This window comes from Bacillus swezeyi, assembly GCF_001969815.1.
GTDB classification, from domain to species: domain Bacteria; phylum Bacillota; class Bacilli; order Bacillales; family Bacillaceae; genus Bacillus; species Bacillus swezeyi.
This window is the reverse complement of the sequence record NZ_MRBK01000001.1, coordinates 22,981-37,991: the sequence shown is the minus strand read 5'-3', so window position 1 is coordinate 37,991 and position 15,011 is coordinate 22,981. Positions and strand designations below refer to the sequence as shown.

The following is a 15,011-nucleotide window of genomic DNA, read 5'->3' as shown; positions in this document are numbered from 1 at the left end:
CATTAGGTTGGTTGAATTCCCCAAAATCATGCATTTTTTTAGAAAATCGCACCGCTTTAGTTAATTGTCTATCAGCTCTGCCTCTTTACACAGCTCTAGCAACTGGTGAACACCGTAGAACTGCCTGCGGTTGCGCTGATTGATGCTTTTCAGCGCATTTTCGGTGACTTCCTTTGCTTTTTCAATGCTTTGATATTCAACAGCCTGAACGATTTCCTTCATATTCTCCAAAAAATAAACGGTCCTTCTCAAAGTGCGGATCAATAAAATTTGCCTGATATGCATCGGAGTGAATAGACGGTAGCCATTCTCCTGATCCCGTTCCGGCGAGATCAGCCCTTCTTTTTCCCAGTGGCGGATGGCAGAGGTTTCTACATTTGTGAGAGAAGCCGCTTCACCGATCGTCATACGGCGTTTCAACCTTTTACCTGAAACAACCGGGAGTTCCGGATCTCGCAATACGGCAAGCGTTTGATCGGCAACAGCTTTTTCCTCCTGCAAATCGGCTTGTTCTTTGTTCACAAGCCAGAAGGCGGCGTCCATGTCGCCGTTTTGGACATGACGAAGCACTTTGCAGGTGAGCCCTACGCCAAACGCCGGAAACATGGCGCGAAGGCAGCGGAAATAAGCCAGATGCAGACTGGTATAGAGGCGATAGCCATTCTCCGCGCGCTCGGGTGCAGGAACGACTCCCCAAGACTCATAATGCCGCAACGCGCTCGTACTGATGTCAAGCTCCCTGGCGATCTCAATCGGTTTGTAATAGCGCATCTCGGGTCCTCCCCATCGGTTTTATCGGACCTTCACTATACCAAACTGCAGACGCTCAGACAAACTTTAGAGAAAAACATTAAAGTGCTAAGATAATCTAACTCCCAATAAAATTAAAGACATAAACATAAACCTTATCACTTGCATTAACCTTGTAAAATAGATGGTGAAAGTGATAAATCTATACAAAGGAGGCTATGATGAAGATTTCTTATGAAGTTCCAAACCCAAGTGAGTATAACGAATTGCGAACGGCTGCCGGTCTAAGCGAAAAGGAGGTCTCTTCAGCCAAAACGGCTTTGAGCCGCTCGGTTTTTTCGGTCCTGATAAGGGATGAAGAGTCAAAGCTTATCGGAATGGCCAGAATTGTCGGGGACGGCGGCTGCTATTTCCAAATCGTCGATATTGCTGTCAGACCCCCGGACAAAGAGATCAAGAAAGCCATCATGAACGAAATCACAGACTATCTCCGGGAAAACGCACCAAAAGACGCCGATGTGATCTTAATGGCAGATGTCCCGTCAATCGGTTTATATCAGACATTTGGCTTTGATTATACGTATCCAAAATCAATCAGTTTGTCGGGAACGCTTTAAAACAAATCCCAATTGTTCATTCCGAGCAATTGGGATTTTTAATGCGGGCTTTTAAGAAAGAAGTGCTGCATAAAATACGTCTCAGCTTACTCAAGATAGACACCGAACAGCCGAAGGCTTTCTTCCAAGGTTTAAAATTTGTTGCAGCTCATCGAGCTTTTGGATTTGATATGTCGGCACAATGTCCGTATCATTTGCTTTCTCACCAGGATTGACCCAGCATGTATCCAATCCGGCCAGCCGGCCTCCTTTTATGTCCGCTGTCAATGAATCCCCGATGATCAGCCCCTGTTCTATAGAAAAATGAGGAATCCGCTCAAAAACATAATCAAAGTATTCCTTCATCGGCTTTTGAAAACCGGTATCCTCCGAAACGAAAATATCCTTGAACATCGGATACAGCCCTGAATCACGCAAGCGCTTATACTGCGTTTTGGAAACACCGTTCGTCACAATATATAAATCATATTGTTCGTGCAGTCTTTCTATCAATTCATAGGCTCCGTCCATAAGCTGATGCCCTTCCTCAAGGAAGCTGCGATACTTCTTCTCTAACAAAGCGCCGTCAGCCTCAAGGCCATATTCCTTGAATAACAGAGAAAAACGGGTGTTCACCACTTCATCGCGGCTGATGCCGCCGTCTTCAAAAGCCCTCCATAAACGCTGATTGATTCTTTTGTAATCGGCTTTGATTTGATCTGTGAAAGGAATGTTCTGTTCCTCAAAGAGCAGGCGCAGCGCGGTGTTTTCCGCAGCGCCGAAGTCCAATAGTGTATCATCGACATCAAACAATAAAGTGCGATACGTTTTCATAGATATGCCTCCGCTTTTGTCTTTTGTTGGCCAGCGCCCTACTGCCAATGCTCAGGGGTCTTTAAAGCAGGCGGTAATTGCGTTTTGCGATCACCCTTAGCCGAATTGACCTGAACTTGCGTGAGAAAAATGCTTCCCAAAAGGTTAGCTCCGCTCAAGTCAGCGTCTCGAAGATCGGCTCCAATCAGATCCGTCATCCTCATATTAGAACCTCTAAGATCCGCCGCAATCAAAAACGCCCCTCTGAGATCTGCCCCCTGAAGGTCGGCTCCCTTTAACTTTGCGCCGATCATATCGATTCCCCTGCCTATTTTCATCCGCTGGTTCTTCTTTTTCACTTTTGCCCGAACGAATTCGCTTGTGCGCAGAAGCAGGTCATTCACCATCGCCCGATGCCCTGGAACATCAAGATCCAGAAGTGATGCTGGATTCAGATTCGTGAGGGACTCCGTTTTTTCTATAGCAATCTGCAAATCTGCTTGAATGGGCTGGGCAGCTTTCACATGAATCGCTTCATTTAAATAATAAAGCATTTCATGAAGCTGCTGCATCACGGGAAACACGGCAAACATTTCTTCCGCCAATGCCGGGTGATCCCGCCAATCGTTTGCGTGATAGGCGTCTTGCGATACCTTTTGACCGGCTCCGAAGCATTCATAAACAGCACAGCCCCGAAACCCTTTTTCCCGCAAATCGTGATGAATGCCGCACCGGTAATCCGCCTGCAAATTGGGACAAGGATCGCCTCCGTCTTTATCAAAAGCAAAGTCAGCAGACTTTGCATAAGGCAAAGCAACACAGCACAGCCCGTAACAATTCTCACAGTCCGCTCTTAAATGACCGGGAATACTGTCATTGTTCATACTTACACTTCCTTCTGAAGTTAATGGCTATGCTTAATCATAGTCTGATCTTGGAAAAAATACAATCGGGAATTGAAACAAGCCTTGCACGTCGTGTGCAAGGCTTTCATGTCAGCTAAAATCAATCTCCTTGGCGCCGGATGGCAGATGCTGAACATACGCGAGGTACCGCTTGACGTTGTCAGCTTCTGCAAAAATATACGAAAAATCGATCTGTTCAGCCACTTCGACAGCCGTCTGCTCAAATAAATCCGCCATCTGGAACAAAACGTTCCACACCTGTTCATCATCTGCTGCGGGATAAGTCAGCAAAAGTCTTCCCCACGTTTTCTCATCAAGATAACGATTAAGAAATTTTGCGTTTTTTCCAATGCTCAGTGAAAAATTGGTTTCGATGCCGACCTTCCATTCAAGCATTTTCAGCAGCATCGCCCTTACAAGGTTTAAATGATCCAAAGCATAAAGAATTTCCTGCCGCCACAAACCTTTTGCCACATATGTCGATGTCCACCAAAATTCATTGCAGCAGTCGGCAAAACATTGTGCGGACGGCTTTTGCACCCAATACTCCTGATCCGTCGGCTGAGGGATCGCGGGCAAGACATCATCCTTATCGAGCAAGATGACAGTCAGTCCGTCTTCACGGCAATATTGATCCTTTTCTTCTAAAGGAATGAGCATCAAGTCGATCCGGCTGCCGTCCGTAAACAGCATCAAATACGAAAAACGATTGCCGAGATCATTCGGAAACAGCTCCATGTCTTCCGGCGTCTGCATGATAATCCGCTCGCCAAACACATCGACCCAATCGGGATCATCATCGAGAAAGGACTGCATGTCTGTCACCAGATACGCAATATCAAAATCGCGAAAAGGATCTTTCGGAACGTTTGGGTTCGTTCGCGAGCCGTTCATGCCGACAGCTCTGACGCGGCTGTCCTCTTCTGCAACTCTTAGCACCAAATCCATGATTTCTTTTTCTGAACGCATTTTCTTCAGCCTCCTATATCGTGATTGTTTGACAAAACACACGAACATTTGGAGGTCCCCGAATACATGGTTATATGAAATGCTCTAAACATGTCATTGATATGTCCTCCCGCTTTTAGCGTATGGCCTTCAGGTGATCGTCAAGGCGCTCCATCTGTGAGGAAAACCCTTCGACCATCCCCTTATCCATCAATTGCTGAAGCTCCTCTGGTGAAGAAAATTGAGAACGTGTAATCAGTTTTGTTTGATCTTCGTGTTCCGCGAAATTCACCTCGATCAAAATCTCCGGCATCCCGGGAACAACATTCCCTTCCTCGTCTGTAAACATATCCGTGTACACGATTTTTTCAGGGGTCACAATCTCCTGATAAACAGCCTTGCCGCAAGACTTGCGCCCATAAAATTCGCCCTGGTTCTCATCTTTACACTCCATGCAATAATGCCATACACCATGCGGCTTAAATTCAAACTTATAATTTTCGGTTTGCCACCCCTTAGGCCCCCACCAGCTTTCCAATTGCCCAGACTCGGAAAAAGCCTTAAACACAAGCTCCCGCGGAGCATCGAAGACCCGCTCGATGACGAGGGTTTTTCCTTCTGCTTTCGCTTTAATGCTGTTTACTGTTTTGTCGGACATCATGATTCCTCCCTGAAATGGAATGTTTGTAAACCGGTAAGAAAAGAAACATGAAGAACATATGTAAGCGCTTTTCCACAGAAGTGTTCAACATTTCTTCATAAATCAAATATAACGAAAAAGGGTTTTTTCGCCAACATAAAAAATCCCTATAGATGAATTTCATCTATAGGGATTATATGCAACATTCATTTCCGTCAATATCGCATTGCCTTCTATTGCTCAACCTTTTAGCAGCGAAAGAAAAAACGCAAAGCTGTTACGAATTATTCTGTTCAACATTAACATTTGCTGGTGTTACTTTTTTAAAGAACAAAACCCCATCATATTGCTGAACCGGCTTAAAAGAAATGCGCAAACCTCCTCCTTCAAAAGCCTTCCACTTATTTTCTCCCCACCTTGAAGTGCATGGTATAAAAAAATTTTGGTGGGGTGAATGGCTGAGCAGCCATTCCATGTGCTTTTTGTTCGTTTTTTTAATAGGATAGTCGCTCCCTTTGTAATCTCCCATTCTTCCCTCTCCTGCATAAAAACCAATAACAAAGCTGTCCTCTTTCATGAATAGCGGAAGGTTTTCTACAAATGATCGATATGGGGAAAACCGATTGGCACTGCTCTGTTTTTTGATGTGAAGATTGTGAGCCCATATGATAAATTTCTCATCGGGATAAACATGCTGAGATAAAAATTCAAGATTCTTCGCCATTAATTCATCTCGATACTCAAACAATTTGGAAAAACCTTTTGTAAAATTCGCCTTAAAATAATTCATTCTGTTTTTCATTGTCTGTAACACGACATCACGAAGCATGGCAGAGGGAAAAGTCTGTTTTTCAAGCCCATTCATCAGTTCTTGGCCCATGCCTTCAATCTCTTCTACTGTTTTCCTAAAACGTCTTTTTAATATGTAATCTTTATCCAGCATCTCATTTGTGCGCGTATCAAATGCTACATACATCTTCCTGAGGTCCCCTGTCAAATGCGAACGCATGTAGGAGGAAAAGTGCTTATCCATGCTCTGCTGAACATCAACGCCTGTTAAATGCAAAGGCTGCCGCTGTTGAGTTTCCTTCATATACTCAAACAAATCGAGCATAAATTCGTTTTGCCAAACTTTCCCGATGGAACCGGACATAAACTCTTTGGAATTGAGTTCTGTTGAAAGGTCATTTCCTATGGTGCAATCCCCCAATTCACTTTCAAAAGCAAGAATACGAAATCCTAATTCCTGATGCAGATATTTGATCAAGCTTGCCTTCGCCTCAATGTATTCTTTGACACAATGACTGCTTTCACCAAGAAAAACAAATCTTTTATTTCCCAATATCTCTTTAAAGAAGTCAAATTTATAACCATCAGCCCCTCCAATATTAATCGATTCATCTCTTATTTCAGCAAATAAATCATCCACTGTTTTAACACCTCCATTTTAGATTGATTGCTCATTGTTTGAATTGTACAGCTTACTGTAAAATCCTTCATTACGCGAAAAAACCCTTTAGATTGTCTCATCTAAAGGGTTCCAAGTAGACTGGTTTTTGTTAACAAGACTTCCCGTCAACATCGCATTGCATAGCTTCAGCAAAACGGTTTTTTTGGCTTTCCTCTTCAAGCACCTGTTCAAACACTTCTTGAGCCGCAGCTCCGGCGATCCGCTCATTGCCGATGATAAAAGTCGGTACGGCGGTAATCCCGGCTTCTTCATAGGCATGCTGAAGCGCTCGGCGCTGCACGTCTTGATACTTTCTCTCCGCCAAAGCATCTTTAAACGCCTTTTCATCCAATCCCGCTTCTTTTGCGAGCTTTGTCAGCACATCGATGTCTCCAATATTTTGATCTTCTTGGAAAAACGCTTCGTAAACCCGGTCATTGTACGTTTTCGCTTTACCATGCTCTTTCGCAAAATGATAGCCTTCATGGGCTAAGTCTGTATAAGGATGCGGGGAGATTTCAGGCAGCTTCATATTGACGCCCCATGCTTCAATTCTCGGCTTAATCGCACCATCCCACATCGCCAATTTTGAAGGATCGTTCAACGGGTCCAATTGTTCAGAAGGACGAGGCCTCAGTTCAAACGGCATCCACTCCACTTCGACGTCCTTTCCTTCGATCGCTTTCTCAAACTGGTCTTTTCCCAAAAAACAAAACGGGCATACGTAATCGGAATATACTTTTATTTTGATTGTCATGTCTTGATTCCCTTCTTTTGTAACAACATCTGTTACAAATATACGATATGTAACTATAATAGTTACAATCGAGACTTCTGTCAATACTTTAATATGAGATTAAAAATTTGCGGCTTTAGAAACTTTCCGCCATTCAAATCGTAGTATGAGGCGTTGCAAGTTACCGGTTTATTTTCTTTGAAGTACATTAATTGATAAGGAGTCCAGCAAATGGAAACAAAGAACAAAAATAGCTTAAAACCGTTCTTCTCATTGATTCTCTCGGGCAAGATTCCCAGATTGGCGCTTGCCATCGGATTAACCGCAAGCTTCATCACAACGTTAGTCGGACTGTCCATCCCGTTACTGACGAGGGAAATGGTTGACGGCTTCTCCGCCAATTCCATCAACATGGCCTTAGCGGGAATCCTTGCAGTCGTTTTTATCATTCAAGCGATCTGCGACGGGTTTTCAACCTACTTTCTTTCCTATGCCGGGCAAAAAGTGGTCGCTTCTTTGCGGGAGCGGATGTGGTTTAAACTGCTGCGGCTTCCTGTCCGTTACTTTGATGAAAAGAGGAGCGGCGAAACAGTCAGCCGTGTTGTCAATGATACCGGTATCGTCGAGAGTTTAATTTCCGACCATTTTCCACAGTTTGTTTCAGGGATCATCACCATTGTCGGATCGGTGATCATTTTGCTGATCATGGACTGGAAAATGACGCTCCTCATGCTCGTTGCGGTACCGATTACGACCTTCATCATGATCCCGCTTGGCATGAAAATGCACAACATCTCAAAAACATTGCAGGATGAAACGGCTTCTTTCACCGGAAATGTCCAGCAGACATTAAGCGAAATCAGATTAATGAAAGCATCGAACGCGGAGCATACAGAAAAAACAAAAGGGTTGTCAGGCATTTCAAAGCTGTTTGAATACGGCCTGAAGGAAGCCAGGATTTTTGCGCTCGTCTCCCCGTTCATGCACCTTGTGATTATGATTGTCATCGTTGCCATTATCGGTTATGGCGGCATTCGCGTCGCCGACGGTACGATGTCAGCAGGCTCGCTTATCGCGTTTTTGCTCTATCTCTTTCAAATCGTTTTTCCGATTACATCATTTACAATGTTTTTTACCCAACTGCAAAAAGCAAAAGGAGCCACAGAGCGAATAATCGAGATTCTCAATACGGGAGAGGAGGAGGGGCAAAAAGGAATCGAAAGGGACATTGCAAACGAGCCGGTACGTGTTGAAAATGTTTCATTCTCCTACAGCAATGATGAACCCGTCCTGCACAATGTCTCCTTTGACGTCGAACCTGGGCAAATGATCGCCTTTGTCGGCCCGAGCGGCGGCGGAAAAACGACGATGTTCGGCCTGCTCGAGCGTTTTTACGAACCGAGCTCAGGAGTGATTAAAATCGGTGAAACGCCGATCGGCGAACTGTCAATGAAATCGTGGCGCAGCCAAATCGGCTACGTATCTCAAGACAGCCCGATGATGGCGGGGACAATCCGTGAGAACCTTTGCTACGGATTGGATAACGCCGACGAAATTGACGACCAGAAACTGTGGGAAGTAGCAGAAATGGCCTTTGCCGCTGATTTCATCAAACAATTCCCAGACCGGCTTGACACGGAAGTCGGCGAACGCGGCGTCAAGCTCTCAGGAGGTCAGAGGCAGCGCATCGCCATCGCCCGCGCCTTCCTGCGCGACCCGAAAATGTTAATGATGGACGAAGCGACAGCCAGCCTCGACAGCCAATCAGAAGGCATCGTCCAGCAAGCCCTCGCCCGCCTCATGGAAGGCCGCACAACCTTCGTCATCGCCCACCGGCTATCGACGATTGTGAACGCGGATCAAATTATGTTTATCGAAAAAGGCGAAATTACCGGGATGGGGCGGCATCATGAGCTGATTGCTTCGCATGCGCTGTATCGGGAGTTTGCGGAGCGGCAGTTGACGTAGCCTATAAAAAAAGGTGTCCCGAGGGAATTTTGGGATACCTTTTTGTCTTTTCTATCAATCGGAATCGTCATTCACCTATAAAGAGCATACGCCGAAACAACCTCTATAGATTTCTCTTCTTCTATTCATATTTTCTCTTTTATTTCATGTGCATACTTCCAGGCTTTTCAGGGAGATCACACAAAGGTTGGCCGCGGCCTGCGAATACTGTGATCACCGTTACAATATTCGATCAATAGGTCATACCGTGCTTCAGTTCGACGACGCCTTCAGCTAGAGATCTTATTTTTAATCCAGTTAAAACTTTGAACCTTCTATTTATTCAACCCCAATAGAATAACGAAGTAAGCGTTTCTCTTTTCCAACTGTTCTATTAAAATAAATGTAAATCACGTCGGTCTTATCTCATCTATTATTGTGGAAATCAAACCTTTTATTTTAAATTGAATATGGAGGTCATATACATGAACTTTCAACTCAAAGAAACAATCGAAATCCTGGAGCGCACACCGCAAACATTGAGTCATTTGTTGACTGGATTATCAAGCTCGTGGATTAGCTGCCATGAAGGCGAAGGTACTTGGAGCGCCTTTGATGTCGTGGGGCATCTAATCGAAGGTGAAAGGAATAATTGGATTCCGCGGATCAAAGTGATCCTCACAAAAGGAGAAACAGAAACTTTTCCGCCGTTCGACCGCTTCAGCCAGTTGAATCAAAACGCCGGGAAAACGATTGAACAGCTGCTTAGCGAGTTTGCCGAACTTCGGCGGGCGAATTTGGAGACATTACGGCAACTCGTTGATCCAGAAACCGACTTCGAACAAACGGGGGTGCACCCTGAGTTTGGGGTCGTCAAGCTTAGAGAACAGATTTCAACATGGGTGGCACACGATCTCAGTCACATCTCGCAAATCGCAAGGGTGCTGGCGAAGCGGTATCAGGATGATGTCGGGCCTTGGAAGGCTTATCTTCGGATTTTGGCGGACTGACAAAACGTCCGCTCGCTTTAGCGAGCGGATATTTTCACTGAAGAATTTTTAGCGTTCCCAAATGTAATGAATAAACCTTAGGTTTTGGCCGTTCATTTCAAACTCGTTATCACTGATACAGACTTGATTAAAACCGTTTTTTCGAAAACCTTTTGGGAGGCAAGATTGTTTGTTGTTGTTTTTTAGATTTAATTCCGATTGTAATAACAGCTTTAAGGCGCTAGTTGCTATTCCTTTCCCCGTATATTCTTGTCCCACTTCAAACCGACTTCAGCCGCATGATTAGCTGCATCAATATCAACTACATTAATCCTTCCCGCAATATTGCCTGAGTGATCCCTTATGATATAGAATGTTGCCTTTTTTCTTTTTGCTCAGCTAATCGTTCTCTATGTTTGATTTTAAACATATTAAATTGAAAATAATCTTCCTCTCGACTGGGTACCATCTTTTCAAAAAACAGCCTATTCGTCTTTTCAAACTGAAACAATTCTTCTGCATCGCATTCATGTAATCTATGAATTGATATTGCCATATGAACTCATTTCCTTTTTTGTTTGTCGAAACAACAACCTCTTACTATTAAATAAATCAGTATTAAAAAAAGTCTTTAGCCGCAGGGAACTTCAATTTGGCACACTTCAGTAAACATTGGAGGGAGAGGATATATTTTTAGAAAACAGTTGTAATTGATCCATACTTTGTGTATATTGTACATATTGTGTATATTGTGTATGTTGAAGCACAGATAATGTAAAGAGGTTTTGAAATGAAAATTATAATTTCGAACAATTCAAAGCAACCCATTTATGAACAAATTTACACTCAAATTAAGGATCATATTCTTGCAAATGAATTGAATCCGGGACAGCCGCTGCCTTCTATGCGCCAATTAGCAAAGGATATGAATGTAAGTCTTATTACGTCAAAGCGTGCCTATGAAGAACTCGAGAAGAATGGGTTCATTTATTCTGTGGTCGGGAAAGGCTCTTTTGTATCAGATCAAAATGACGAAATAATGAAGGAAGGAAAAATGAAAGCAATTGAAGAGCAATTGCTGGCAGCAATAAAAAATAGTAAAGACATTGGCATTACCCTTACAGAATTAAAAGATTTGCTTACCATTTTATATAGGGAGGAAGAATGATGGACAATGTAATTGAACTCCACCATGTTCATAAGTCATTCGAAGGTTTTCATCTAAAGGACTTTTCAATGACGGTAAAAAAAGGTTTTGTCACCGGGTTTATAGGTGGAAATGGTGTAGGGAAATCGACAACGATTAAATTGATCATGAATTTATTGCAACCTGACAGCGGAACGGTTACGGTATTTGGCTTGAATTACAAGGAGCATGAGAAAGAAATAAAACAACGAATTGGTTTTGTATTTGATCACAATATATTCTATGAACATTTAACGTTGGCTGAAATGAAAGAAATTGTGAGAAGATCCTATGTAAATTGGGATGATCAAGTATTCAATGATTATGTGAAAACATTTAACTTGCCGCTAACTAAAAAAATCAAGACGTTCTCAAAAGGTATGATGATGAAAGCTTCATTAGCCGTCGCTTTGTCCCATCATGCGGAATTAATTATTATGGACGAACCTACGTCCGGACTGGATCCGATTTTCCGCCGGGAGCTGTTGGATATCTTGCATCAACTCATTCAGGATGGGGATAAAACGATCTTTTTTTCGACTCATATTACAACTGATTTAGATACGATTGCAGATTATATAACGTTCATTCATAAAGGAGAGCATATCTTTACAAAGGACTTTTACGAAATTGAGGAAGAGTATGCCATTGTAAAAGGCGGAATGGAGTTATTAGACCGGGAGACAGAACAGGAATTTATAGCGGTTCGAAAATCAACTCATGGATTTGAGGCATTAGCTGCGAATAAACCACGAATAAAAGATATTTTTGGAGAAATGGTGTTAATTGAAAAACCCACACTCGAAGATATTATGTTTTATACGGAGAAAGGGGCTGAGCAGCATGTTCAACTTAATACGTAAGGACATTGTCTTGCAGAAAAACACATTAGCGGCTTTGTTTCTTGGTTTATGTGTTTATTTAATATTAGATGCTTCTCCCATCTGGGTTGGAATTGCATTTAGTATAGCTATTTCTATGAATGCCTTTTCAATAGATGAAAAGTCTTCTATACATATACTTCTCAATTCTTTGCCTTATACACGAAAAGAGATTGTCAGTTCAAAGTATATTGTCGTGGCTCTCTTTACATTTATGGTGGCTGCATCCATATTTATTGGAAACATAATGATTCATGGAGAATTCATTTTATGGAAAGAGATCTTGTTAATGGTTGCCATTGTGATAGTAGCTGCCTCATTCATGCTGCCATTCTGTTATAAATTTAAAAGTAACTATTTGTTGATTGCTTCTATTGTTGCATTTGGCGTGTATTTGCTGGCTGTTAATTTTGTTTTCCATAACTTGAACGATAAAATGAGAGAGTTCATTCACATGCTTCTAACCTTACAAAATACTCCGTTGTATCTGATCGTCGCCATATCGGTTATTACCCTATATGGATGTTCATGGCTTCTGTCGGTTCGTATTTATAGAAATAAAGTGTTTTAAGATATTTAAGGAGAAATGATAAAGAGGCTATCCAAACAGGATCGAAGCTGGATGCTCACCCATGGGGCTTAAATCATTTTTTCATCATTGACAACTCTTCATGGTCACTGGTTTCAAGCATTGTCAAGCTTAGAGAGCAGATCTCCGCATGGGTTCACATCTCGCAAATCGCAAGAGTGCGTTATCAGGACAATGTCGGGCCTCGGAAAGCTTATTTGCGGATTTTGAACAGCTAATGGCCATTCTTGTAAAAAACATCCGCTCGCTTTTGCACCGAGCGGATGTTAGATCTTTCAGTTTGTAAAGTTCGATGACAAATGAAACCTTGAATCTCCAAAGCTAATCAATGCAGCGTATCATTGATTAATTTCTTCTAAATGTGATGCTTTCTCTTTAGGATGTGAACTGAAAATCATCAATGAAACTACAATCGCAATCATAACCCCCAATGCCCCAATCCAGGTAATCGAAGCCAGTGATACGTTCTCTACAAAAACTCCCCCTATTCCTGCACCTGCAGCCATAGCGAATTGCATCATCGACTGATTGATGCCAAGCAATACACCTGACAATTCCGGTTCTATAGTCGCTAAGTGATATTGCTGTGTCGGGCCGGTAGACCATGCCGCCAACGACCATAATATGAGAATCACCAACACTCCGATATATGAGTGGGTGACGAATGAGAGCAAAATCAGTGTGATGATATGTAATATCATCCCGCCAGCCAGTGTAAGGGACACTCCCCATCTATCGGTGCTATATCCTCCAAACTTCGATCCAACCAAACTGGCGATTCCAAATATAAGCAAAACGCCGCTAAGCAACTTGTCGCCTATCCCTGAAATGGTCAGGAGATATGGTGATAGATAGGTATAAACAATGGAATATCCCCCGAGCCAGAAAAAAGTAATAGATAATCCCATCGCAACTCTTCGTTTCTTCAAAAGAGAAAGCTGTTGAGATAAAGGTACAGGCTTATCCCCTTCAGTATGCGGGAGAGTCAAGAAGATAATGACCATGGCTATTAATCCCAATAGAGCAATTCCGCCGAACACAGATTTCCAGCTCAACGCTTCTGCTGTCATTCTTCCGAGTGGAACACCAATGATGAGAGAAGCGGTAAACCCCATGACGACAGTAGCAATCGCACTACCCTGCTTCCCTTCCGGTGCAATCTTGGCGGCAACCGTTAATGCGGTTACAACAACCATACCTGCTCCCAATGCCATAATAACTCTTGCTGTAATAAACCATCCATAACCAGGCAGGGCAAAGGCCAGGATATTTCCTATCACAAACAAACCGAGAGCATAAATCATTAACTTGCGTCTATCCATACTTGCTGTCAATGCCATGAGAATGGGTGTGAAAATAGCATATACAAGTGAAAAAATCGTAATGAGCTGGCCCGCGGCAGCTAATGTGATCCCGAGTGTATGAGCAATCTGATCCAAAATACCGGAAATGATGTACTCTGAGGTTCCTACCAAAAAACTGATGATGGCTAAAATATAAATTTTCCAGGTGTTAGACATAGTCGTTCACTCCTTAATCAATTATAAATTAACATATCGTGAAATGTAGATATGATAATTAAAAAATAAACACTTCGCAATATGTCGATGTGTTTGCCGTAAAAATAAACATCTAGAGATGCTTATTTTCTATGATCATATCTCCGTTTTAAGAAAGTCAGCAAGTTTCCCAATGGCCTCTTCATCTCTTTTGTAGTACGTGTACTTTCCTATGCGTTCCGCCTTAATTAGGCCGGCTCTTAAAAGGATGGTGAGATATTGGGAAGCAGTCGATTGCGTCATTTTCAATTTGTCTGTGATTTGACTGACACATACCCCGATTGTATTCATATCAATCCCTTCATGGGGCGTAAAATGACGATCAGGCTCCTTCAGCCATTGCAAAATTTGCAGCCTTGATTCATTTGATAAAGCTTTGAAAACTTCAATTGGTTCCATATGAATTATTATATCGTGATATTCCGATATGTCAATTTATATTTTATCTTTAGATGTCCGTCTTTCTTTGAACATCAAAATACCCCTTTGATTAAGCATAACCAAAGGGGTGAATTCGAATCTTGAGTCAATGTTGATTTGTAATAATTGAACCGAACCCCGAATAGTCGACACTTAAAAAAAGTGAACCTATTCAGGGTTCAGTTCGCCCTTAATCATCCGATTTTTTTATTTCCGCCAAAAAGTTGAACAGTCTGTCTTATCCTGAATATTAAATTCAATCATTTTCTCAAGCAATTCGTAATTGACCGGCTCATTCCATGGAATTCGAAACAAGCCTTTTGTAGCGGTGTATCCGGCTTGGGCAATGTCGTCGGCAAAGTGCGCAATGCCTGCTTCTTCGGGTGAAACGCTCAAATGATGCTTCGCTGTGGAAAAGCCGATGATAAATGTGCCGTGATCGGAAAACATTGGCGTATTCCATTTGATTAGCGGTTCCAAATTCGGGAAATGCTCAGCGACCCACGCCAAAATTTCCTCCGTTTGGTCGCGGTGGTCAGGGTTATCGATACCCGTTAAATATTTAGCGAAAACTTCCACGTCATTCCCTCCTAAAATAAAAA

17 protein-coding genes are annotated in these 15,011 nt (G+C 42.6%); 6 read left to right on the top strand and 11 right to left on the bottom strand.

Features of this window, described 5'->3' with window-relative positions; translation table 11 throughout:
- Positions 1-60 precede the first annotated feature (60 nt).
- Positions 61-771, bottom strand: a complete 711-nt coding sequence (locus BTA30_RS00215; protein ID WP_076757864.1) for a TioE family transcriptional regulator — start codon at positions 769-771, stop codon at positions 61-63.
- A 200-nt stretch (positions 772-971) separates the two neighbouring features.
- On the opposite strand from BTA30_RS00215, the gene BTA30_RS00210 reads away from it, so the two are divergent.
- Entirely contained in the window at positions 972-1,367 is a 396-nt protein-coding gene (locus BTA30_RS00210) for a GNAT family N-acetyltransferase (protein WP_076757863.1), read from the top strand.
- 90 nt (positions 1,368-1,457) lie between these two features.
- On the opposite strand, the gene BTA30_RS00205 is transcribed toward BTA30_RS00210, so the two are convergent.
- The 6 genes from BTA30_RS00205 to BTA30_RS00180 all read right to left on the bottom strand — a co-directional run bounded on the left by BTA30_RS00205 (position 1,458) and on the right by BTA30_RS00180 (position 6,859).
- The gene (locus tag BTA30_RS00205; protein ID WP_076757861.1) at positions 1,458-2,180 is read right to left on the bottom strand and encodes a YjjG family noncanonical pyrimidine nucleotidase; all 723 of its coding nucleotides are present in this window, start codon (positions 2,178-2,180) and stop codon (positions 1,458-1,460) included.
- 38 nt (positions 2,181-2,218) lie between these two features.
- Positions 2,219-3,043: a pentapeptide repeat-containing protein gene (locus BTA30_RS00200; protein WP_076757859.1), complete on the bottom strand. Its 825-nt coding sequence runs from the start codon at positions 3,041-3,043 to the stop codon at positions 2,219-2,221.
- Positions 3,044-3,154: 111 nt separating this feature from the next.
- The gene (locus tag BTA30_RS00195; protein WP_076757857.1) at positions 3,155-4,033 is read right to left on the bottom strand and encodes an aminoglycoside 6-adenylyltransferase; all 879 of its coding nucleotides are present in this window, start codon (positions 4,031-4,033) and stop codon (positions 3,155-3,157) included.
- 115 nt (positions 4,034-4,148) lie between these two features.
- Complete coding sequence (locus BTA30_RS00190; protein WP_076757855.1) at positions 4,149-4,670, bottom strand: SRPBCC family protein; 522 nt, start codon at positions 4,668-4,670, stop codon at positions 4,149-4,151.
- A 259-nt stretch (positions 4,671-4,929) separates the two neighbouring features.
- Positions 4,930-6,081, bottom strand: a complete 1,152-nt coding sequence (locus BTA30_RS00185; RefSeq protein ID WP_076757853.1) for an erythromycin esterase family protein — start codon at positions 6,079-6,081, stop codon at positions 4,930-4,932.
- 130 nt (positions 6,082-6,211) lie between these two features.
- Complete coding sequence (locus BTA30_RS00180) at positions 6,212-6,859, bottom strand: DsbA family oxidoreductase (protein WP_076757850.1); 648 nt, start codon at positions 6,857-6,859, stop codon at positions 6,212-6,214.
- 210 nt (positions 6,860-7,069) lie between these two features.
- Between BTA30_RS00180 and BTA30_RS00175 the strand changes: the two genes are divergently transcribed.
- Together BTA30_RS00175 and BTA30_RS00170 are read left to right on the top strand one after the other, a co-directional pair.
- Complete coding sequence (locus tag BTA30_RS00175) at positions 7,070-8,806, top strand: ABC transporter ATP-binding protein (protein ID WP_076757848.1); 1,737 nt, start codon at positions 7,070-7,072, stop codon at positions 8,804-8,806.
- Positions 8,807-9,270: 464 nt separating this feature from the next.
- A complete protein-coding gene (locus BTA30_RS00170) occupies positions 9,271-9,795 on the top strand; it encodes a DinB family protein (RefSeq protein ID WP_076757845.1) in 525 nt (174 codons plus the stop codon).
- A 340-nt stretch (positions 9,796-10,135) separates the two neighbouring features.
- On the opposite strand, the gene BTA30_RS22440 is transcribed toward BTA30_RS00170, so the two are convergent.
- Entirely contained in the window at positions 10,136-10,330 is a 195-nt protein-coding gene (locus BTA30_RS22440) for a hypothetical protein (protein ID WP_083696900.1), read from the bottom strand.
- Between the two features lie 234 nt (positions 10,331-10,564).
- Between BTA30_RS22440 and BTA30_RS00160 the strand changes: the two genes are divergently transcribed.
- Genes BTA30_RS00160 through BTA30_RS00150 form a run of 3 tightly spaced genes read left to right on the top strand, consistent with a single transcriptional unit; the run spans position 10,565 to position 12,412 of the window.
- Positions 10,565-10,942, top strand: a complete 378-nt coding sequence (locus BTA30_RS00160; RefSeq protein WP_076757843.1) for a GntR family transcriptional regulator — start codon at positions 10,565-10,567, stop codon at positions 10,940-10,942.
- On the top strand, positions 10,942-11,823 hold the full coding sequence (locus BTA30_RS00155) for an ABC transporter ATP-binding protein (RefSeq protein ID WP_076757841.1): 882 nt from the start codon (positions 10,942-10,944) through the stop codon (positions 11,821-11,823). The genes BTA30_RS00160 and BTA30_RS00155 overlap by 1 nt, the downstream gene beginning before the upstream one ends.
- Positions 11,804-12,412, top strand: coding sequence for an ABC-2 transporter permease (locus BTA30_RS00150; RefSeq protein WP_076757840.1), 609 nt, complete (start codon positions 11,804-11,806; stop codon positions 12,410-12,412). Before BTA30_RS00155 ends, BTA30_RS00150 begins: the two co-directional genes overlap by 20 nt.
- A 356-nt stretch (positions 12,413-12,768) precedes the next feature.
- On the opposite strand, the gene BTA30_RS00145 is transcribed toward BTA30_RS00150, so the two are convergent.
- The 3 genes from BTA30_RS00145 to BTA30_RS00135 form a co-directional block, all read right to left on the bottom strand.
- Entirely contained in the window at positions 12,769-13,950 is a 1,182-nt protein-coding gene (locus BTA30_RS00145; protein ID WP_076757838.1) for an MFS transporter, read from the bottom strand.
- Positions 13,951-14,085: 135 nt separating this feature from the next.
- Positions 14,086-14,388 carry an ArsR/SmtB family transcription factor gene (locus tag BTA30_RS00140; RefSeq protein WP_076757835.1) on the bottom strand — a complete coding sequence of 101 codons (303 nt, stop codon included), beginning with the start codon at positions 14,386-14,388 and terminating at the stop codon, positions 14,086-14,088.
- A gap of 228 nt (positions 14,389-14,616) precedes the next feature.
- Entirely contained in the window at positions 14,617-14,988 is a 372-nt protein-coding gene (locus BTA30_RS00135) for an iron chaperone (RefSeq protein ID WP_076757833.1), read from the bottom strand.
- Between the last annotated feature and the right edge of the window lie 23 nt (positions 14,989-15,011).

Excerpts from the sequence above, each read along its gene's own strand:
- BTA30_RS00170 (WP_076757845.1), top strand. The coding sequence starts at position 9,271 with ATGAACTTTCAACTCAAAGAAACAATCGAAATCCTGGAGCGCACACCG.
- BTA30_RS00195 (WP_076757857.1), bottom strand. The coding sequence starts at position 4,033 with ATGCGTTCAGAAAAAGAAATCATGGATTTGGTGCTAAGAGTTGCAGAA.
- BTA30_RS00180 (WP_076757850.1), bottom strand. The coding sequence starts at position 6,859 with ATGACAATCAAAATAAAAGTATATTCCGATTACGTATGCCCGTTTTGT.
- BTA30_RS00215 (WP_076757864.1), bottom strand. The coding sequence starts at position 771 with ATGCGCTATTACAAACCGATTGAGATCGCCAGGGAGCTTGACATCAGT.
- BTA30_RS00175 (WP_076757848.1), top strand. The coding sequence starts at position 7,070 with ATGGAAACAAAGAACAAAAATAGCTTAAAACCGTTCTTCTCATTGATT.
- BTA30_RS00160 (WP_076757843.1), top strand. The coding sequence starts at position 10,565 with ATGAAAATTATAATTTCGAACAATTCAAAGCAACCCATTTATGAACAA.
- BTA30_RS00140 (WP_076757835.1), bottom strand. The coding sequence starts at position 14,388 with ATGGAACCAATTGAAGTTTTCAAAGCTTTATCAAATGAATCAAGGCTG.
- BTA30_RS00155 (WP_076757841.1), top strand. The coding sequence starts at position 10,942 with ATGGACAATGTAATTGAACTCCACCATGTTCATAAGTCATTCGAAGGT.
- BTA30_RS00190 (WP_076757855.1), bottom strand. The coding sequence starts at position 4,670 with ATGTCCGACAAAACAGTAAACAGCATTAAAGCGAAAGCAGAAGGAAAA.
- BTA30_RS00200 (WP_076757859.1), bottom strand. The coding sequence starts at position 3,043 with ATGAACAATGACAGTATTCCCGGTCATTTAAGAGCGGACTGTGAGAAT.
- BTA30_RS00150 (WP_076757840.1), top strand. The coding sequence starts at position 11,804 with ATGTTCAACTTAATACGTAAGGACATTGTCTTGCAGAAAAACACATTA.
- BTA30_RS00205 (WP_076757861.1), bottom strand. The coding sequence starts at position 2,180 with ATGAAAACGTATCGCACTTTATTGTTTGATGTCGATGATACACTATTG.
- BTA30_RS22440 (WP_083696900.1), bottom strand. The coding sequence starts at position 10,330 with ATGGCAATATCAATTCATAGATTACATGAATGCGATGCAGAAGAATTG.
- BTA30_RS00145 (WP_076757838.1), bottom strand. The coding sequence starts at position 13,950 with ATGTCTAACACCTGGAAAATTTATATTTTAGCCATCATCAGTTTTTTG.
- BTA30_RS00210 (WP_076757863.1), top strand. The coding sequence starts at position 972 with ATGAAGATTTCTTATGAAGTTCCAAACCCAAGTGAGTATAACGAATTG.